Origin of the sequence: Streptomyces sp. NRRL S-495, assembly GCF_000966955.1 — a bacterium.
GTDB lineage: Bacteria > Actinomycetota > Actinomycetes > Streptomycetales > Streptomycetaceae > Kitasatospora > Kitasatospora purpeofusca.
This window is the reverse complement of record NZ_JZWY01001069.1, coordinates 1-6188: the sequence shown is the minus strand read 5'-3', so window position 1 is coordinate 6188 and position 6188 is coordinate 1. Positions and strand designations below refer to the sequence as shown.

Below are 6188 nucleotides of genomic sequence, written 5' to 3'. Positions count from 1 at the left end.
CCACTCCGCCGACGGCGGCCGCGGCGGCGCCGAAGCCGCCCACGCCGATCCAGACCAGCACCCCGCCGGGCAGCAGCGCACGCAGCCCGTGGTTGATCTCGGACAGCTCCAGGCACGCGGCCGTGCACCGGTCGCACTCCTTGAGGTGCCGGCCGACCTCCGCCGAGGCGCGCTTGCGCAGCGAGCCGCGCGCGTACGCGCCGAGCCGGTTGGCGTACGCCTCGCAGTCCCGGTCCTGGCTGCCCGAGACATGCGCCTGGAGGAAGCCGGCGGCGAGCCGGTCGCGCGCCCGGTGGGCCTGGACGGCGGTCGCGTTGGCGGTCTTGCCGAGCATCACCGCGACGGTCTTGGGAGACTCCCGCTCGACCTCGGTGTGCCAGAGCACCATCCGGTCGTCCTCGGGCAGTTCGGCGTAGGCCTGCATCACCATGCGCTGGTCGGCCAGCGCCATCGCCCAGGCGTCGGCGCCCGGGTCGGCCAGATCGAGGTCCACCACGGCGGCCGAGGTCTGCGCGAACACGCTGAAGTCGTCCACGAGTTGCTCGCGCCGCTCGCTGCGGGTCCAGGCCGCCGCGACGTTCCGGACCGCGGTCAGCAGATAGGCGCGGACGGCGAACTCCGGCCCCTTGCCCGCCCGCAGCGCCTGGAGGGTGCGGGCGAACACCTCGCCCGCCAGATCCTCGGCGGTGAAGCTGTCCCGGCAGCAGGTCCGGGCGTAGCGGCGCACCGAATCCACGTGCCGGCGGTAGATCTCCTCGTAGGCGGTGTCGTCGCCGGCCCGGACGAGCGCGGTCAACTCCGCGTCGGAGGGCGGTCGTTCACCGTCGACGGGATCGGCCGGCGCCGGCACGGTGGGACGCACCGGGGCCCCGGTGCCGACGAAGGCCTCCGGGATGACGCCGCCGCGCCCGGCACCGGCCTGCCCGGGGACCCGGCCCTGGGGGAGCGCCGCGGCGGAGGCGGAGAGGGTCTCGCGGCCCGGCATCCCGGCCTGGTCCGGCACCTGGCCCGCCGGCACCGGCCCGGGGGCAGCCCCCGACCCGCCGCCGGGTGCCCCCGGGCCGACGGCCGGACCGTCAGGTCCCCGGTCGGACCCGCCCCCGGCGGACCGCCCGAAGTCGAGGCCGTAGCCGTAGTCGTTCTGTTCCTCGGCGCTCACAACGGACCCCAGACTCCACGACAGCCCCCGTAGTGTGGCAGGGCGCGCGGGAGTGCGTGGGCGCACGATTCTCCGCCGCACGGCGCCGAGGGCGCGCGAACGGCGCGCATCGGGACATTGGCTCCAACCACGGGCAAAGGATGGCATAGCGCAGAGTTGGGCGGTAGCCGGACCGGCCGTGACCCACTCTTCCGTGGGGCCGTCGCGGATGTGTTCGCCCCGCGCACGGCGCCCCGGGGCGGCGTCGCCCGCCCCGGGCGAACGGCCCGCAGCCGTCCGCCCCGCTCACCAACCTCCGTGCCCGCGCCGGACGGTGGGTCCCGGTGCGGTCCGGCTCAGCGGGCCCGCAGGCCGTCGAGCAGGATCTGGAGCAGCCGGTCGGAGGGTCCGTCGGCGGATTGACCGTCCGTCTGCGGGCCACCCGTCGGCTGCGGGGCCTCCCCGGAGCCCGCGGGCACCGCGCCGGGCACCGCGCCCGCCGCACCCACCACGACCGGACCGACCGGCGGCCCGCCGCGCCAGGCGTGCACCGGCACCGACGCCGTCAGCACCAGCACCACGTCCGCGACGGTCACTCCGGGCCGCAGCTCGCCGGCCGCACCCGCGCGGGCCACCAGGGCCGCGAGCAGTTGCAGCAGCAGTCGCGGGTCCGCGTCCGCCACCAGGGCCGCCAGCTCGCCCTCGGTCGCCGTCCCGACGCCGGCCCCGACGGGCCCTCCGGCCGCCTCGCCGGACACCGGACCGGACGCCTGACCCGGCACCGGACCGCCGAGCGGCCCGGGCGCCGAACCGTACGCCGCACCGGGCAGGCCGGTCGCCGTCGGTTCGTACCGCGCGGAGCCGAACGCGCTGCCCGACCCGACCGGGTCCGGCGAACGCTGCTCGGGCACCCGCCCCAGCTCCTCGGCGTACCGGAACGCCTCCGGCGGCAGCAGCCGCCCGGCCCCGGTGGACACCGCGCGGGCCAGATAGCCGGCCAGCGCCTCCCAGGCACCCGCGCCGCCGTACAGCGACTCGCGGGCCTGGGCGGTCAGCCAGGCGACCTCCTCGGCCGCGATCCGCTGGACCAGTACCTCCTTGCTCGGGAAGCGCCGGTACACCGTGCCCACGCCGACCCCGGCCCGTCGCGCCACCTCCTCCATCGGCGCGCCGTAGCCGAACTCGCCGAACACCTCACGGGCGGCGCGCAGCACGCTCTCGAGGTTCCGCCGCGCGTCGACCCGCAGCCGGGTGCCCGGGGACGGTCCGCCGCCCTGTGCCGCCTCGCCGCCCCGGTACGGGACGGCCGCGTACGCCGCCCCCGGTGGGCCGGAGGCCTCGGCCGGGCCGCGTTGCTCCGGCACCACGCCCTGGCCGGGGTGTGCCGCACCCGATCGCCCCAACAGTCGCTCCTGTTCCATCATCCCAACTCTCCCCCGCAGGCGTCCGGTTCCGGACCCTGTCGTCGCCCGCCCCTGCACCCCCCGGTGCAGCTACGCCTGAAAGAAATGACCGATGACCCATCGCTCGTGCCGTTGGTGCCGCCCGGGTGCCGCCCGGCCGCGGGTGCGGCCGCGCGCAGGTCCACCCGGACCCCGCTCCGGAGGGCGCCGCCGGGCCGATCCATGCGATCGGGCCGGCGCGTCGGCGCCCGTTCGGGGCCCTGTCCGGGAACTACCCTTCCCCGGATCACGGTCCCGCAGTCGGGTTCTCCCGCCAACACTAGAACTGGCCGTAATGACCGATCCACGGTGCGTCGCCACCAGTTGACATGGCAGTGGCCGCGCCGCCACACAATCCGACCATAGTTCACCGCCGTTCGAGGCCGAAAGTGCGTCAGAAACTCACCCCGGCAGTACTTCTGTCCCCTTCCGGCCCCAACGGCCCCATCCGCCACAGTACGGACGGTGGACAAGAGGGCTCCGGCGGTCCTTTATTGGTGGGCGTGATGGGGGCATGCCCGGTCGAAGGCGGGCCACGGAGCCCATCGACAGGAGGTGCGCCATCAGGATTCTGATCGTCGGCGGCGGGTGCGCGGGCATGTCGACCGCGCTGCACCTCCAGCGCGGCCTGCGCGAGCGGCTCCGCCGCGGCGAGGTCCACCTCACCCTGGTCGAGCCGCAGGCCTACCTCACCTACCACCCCCTGCTCGCCGAGGTCGCGGCCGGCACCATCGACCCCCGCCACGTGGTCGTCCCGCTCCGTCGCGAACTCACCGAGTGCAAGGTGCTCACCGCCCGGATCACCCGGATCGAGCACGCTTCCCGCCGGGCCTGGGCCGACGCGGCCGGCCGGGGCGAACCGCCCGCGCCGGTCGAACTCCACTACGACGTCCTGGTGCTCGCCCCCGGATCGGTCTCCCGCACCGCCCCGGTGCCCGGACTGGCCGAGCACGGCCGGGGCTTCTCCACCGTCGGCGAGGCCGTCGGCCTGCGCAACCACGTCCTGGAACAGCTCGACCTCGCCACCACCACCCGCGACCCGGCGCTCCGCCAGGCCGCGCTCACCTTCGTCTTCGTCGGCGCCGGCTACGCGGGCGTCGGCGCGCTGGCCGAACTGGAGGACATGGCCAGGTACGCGGTCCGGGGCCACCACCACACCACCCCCGACGACCTGCGCTGGGTCCTGGTCGAGGCCACCGACCGGATCCTCACCGAGGAGTCGCCCGAACTCGCCGCGCACACCCTGGCCCAGCTGCGCGAGCGCAATGTGGACGTCCGGCTGCGCACCACCCTGGAGTCGGCCGCCGGCGGGGTGATGGCGCTCTCCGACGGCAGCCGGTTCGCGGCCCGCACCCTGGTCTGGACGGCCGGGGTCCGCCCCAACCCGCTGCTGCGCGACACCGACCTCCCGCTGGACACCACCGGCCGGGTCCGCTGCCTGCCCACCCTCCAGGTGCTCGGCCCGGACGGCCGCGCGCTGCCCGGGGCGTGGGCCGCCGGGGACGGCGCGGCGGTGCCCGACCCGCACGCGGAAGGGGCGCCGTGCGCACCCAACGCCCAGCACGCCTTCGCCCAGGCCGAGCTGCTGGCCGCCAATGTGCTGGTCGCGCTGGACGGCGGCCCGCACGCGTCCGGCATCGCCGGGTACCTGCCGGGCCCGCCGGCCTGTTCCACCTCGCTGGGCCTGGGCCGCGCGGTCGCCCACACCAGGGGCGGCGGGCGGCTCACCGGCCGCCGGGCCTGGTGGCTGCACCGGGCCCGCCATCTGCGCCGGCTGCCGAGCGGCGAGCGGCGGGTCCGGATCCTCATGGACTGGGCGCTGACCGGGCTGTTCTCCCGCGAGGTCGTCCCGCTCGGCCGGCCCGAGCAGCCGGACCGGCCGGAGCCGGCCGACGGGCGGCCGCCGTGAGCCGGGCCGGCGGCCCCGTCGCCGCCGCCCGCTCGGAGTACCGGCAGGGCCCCGAGGCCGACCCGAGGACCGCGCCGGGCGCGGACGACTTCCGGAATCGGGCCTCCGCCTGACAGGATCTGCCCGACCGAATCATTACCCCGTGTGCTGACGAGTGCACAAAACGTGATGATATGCCTGGAACCCGAGGAAGCGGCCGTCGTTTGAACCTCATGCGCTGGAGCGCCCGGCTCACCGGAGTCCCGTGGCGTGCCACCCCGCCGTCCGGGGCCGGCACCGACCGCGGCACGCCGTCCGGCGACGCCGTCGTGGTGCCCGGCCCCCGCGACCCCACCAGCCCCACCGGCCCGGTCGAGATCCCGGACGCCCTCGACCCCACCGGCGTGCTCGACCCCCACCGGCCCCAGGACCTGCGCGAGGTCCTCAACCGCATCCCCGCCCCGGTCGCCGTCACCTACGGGCCGCTGCACCAGCTCGGCTACGCCAACCGCGCCTACCGCGAACTCTTCGGCGAACGCCCCACCGGCCTGCCCGCCTGCGACGCGCTGCCGGAGCTCGGCACCCTCGGGGTGCTGCCCCTCATGGACCAGGTGATCCGGGGCGGCAGCCCGCGCAGCGTCAAGGCCCGCTGCATCCTCGGCCTCACCGGCAACCGCTACTACAACGTGTCCTGCGTGCCGCTCACCCGCGACCCCGGCGACCCGGCCCCGGCCGGATCCACCCCCACGAGTGCCCCCGGCCCGGCCCCCACCGCCGTCGACACCACTCCCACGGGTGACGGCCCCACCTCCGGCGTCCTCATCTTCGCCGCCGAGGTCACCGATCAGGTCCTCGCCGCCGCCCGGCTGCGGGAGTCCGAACGCCGCCAGCGCGAGGCCGCCGTCACCCTCCAGCGCAGCCTCCTCCCGCAGAAGCTCGACCAGCCCGCGGACCTCCGGGTCGCCGCCACCTACCAACCGGGCGGCGCCGAGGCCGCGGTCGGCGGCGACTGGTACGACGTCATCGCCATCGACGGCGGCCGCACCGCACTCGTGATCGGCGACGTCATGGGCCGCGGCCTGCGGGCCGCCGCCGTCATGGGACAGCTGCGCACCGCCGTCCGCGCCTACGCCCGCCTCGACCTCCCGCCGCACAAGGTGATGAGCCTGCTCGACGGGCTCGCCATGGAGATCGACGCCAACCAGATCGCCACCTGCACCTACGCCGTCTGGGACCCGCAGCGCCGCACCCTCGGCTACGCCTCCGCCGGCCACCTCCCGATGCTGCTGCGCTGCCCCGACGGCACCGTCCTGCGCAGCGAGGAGCAGAACGGCCCGCCCCTGGGTACCGGTGGCGGCGTCCACCTCTCGCACACCCTCCGCCTGCTGCCCGGCACCACCGGCGTCCTCTACACGGACGGCCTGGTCGAACGCCGGGACGAGGACATCGACCAGGGCCTCGACCTGCTCGCCCGCACCCTCACCGGCGCGGTCGGCGCCCCGGACGTGGTCTGCGCCCGCCTGCTCCGCGCCATGGGTGTCACCTCCGAGCACGACGACGACGTCGCGGTCCTCGCCTTCCAGCTGCCGGCCGAGGAGGAGTCCCCCGAACGGACACCGGCGCTTGACGTGGTCTCCCAAGAGGTCTAGTGTTCTTCGAGCTGCCTGGCTGGGAGCACCGGACACGCATCGGCGCGGACGGTCCCGGGGCGGCCAATCCT

Annotated in this window: 3 protein-coding genes and 1 pseudogene; 2 read left to right on the top strand and 2 right to left on the bottom strand. The window is 75.9% G+C overall.

Going from position 1 to position 6188, the window contains the following annotated elements; all coding sequences use genetic code 11:
- Both VR45_RS38950 and VR45_RS38945 read right to left on the bottom strand, forming a co-directional pair.
- On the bottom strand, nucleotides 1-1159 hold a 1159-nt coding region (locus VR45_RS38950; RefSeq protein ID WP_234326610.1), incomplete at its 3' end, for a sigma-70 family RNA polymerase sigma factor.
- Between the two features lie 335 nt (nucleotides 1160-1494).
- Nucleotides 1495-2562 (bottom strand): TetR/AcrR family transcriptional regulator, encoded by a 1068-nt coding sequence (locus tag VR45_RS38945; protein ID WP_078897451.1) that lies wholly within the window; start codon nucleotides 2560-2562, stop codon nucleotides 1495-1497.
- A 532-nt stretch (nucleotides 2563-3094) separates the two neighbouring features.
- Between VR45_RS38945 and VR45_RS38940 the strand changes: the two genes are divergently transcribed.
- Both VR45_RS38940 and VR45_RS38935 read left to right on the top strand, forming a co-directional pair.
- Nucleotides 3095-4489 carry an FAD-dependent oxidoreductase gene (locus VR45_RS38940; RefSeq protein ID WP_078897449.1) on the top strand — a complete coding sequence of 465 codons (1395 nt, stop codon included), beginning with the start codon at nucleotides 3095-3097 and terminating at the stop codon, nucleotides 4487-4489.
- A 407-nt stretch (nucleotides 4490-4896) separates the two neighbouring features.
- Nucleotides 4897-6060: pseudogene (locus tag VR45_RS38935) on the top strand (SpoIIE family protein phosphatase); the annotation flags it as partial.
- Nucleotides 6061-6188: the final 128 nt, after the last annotated feature.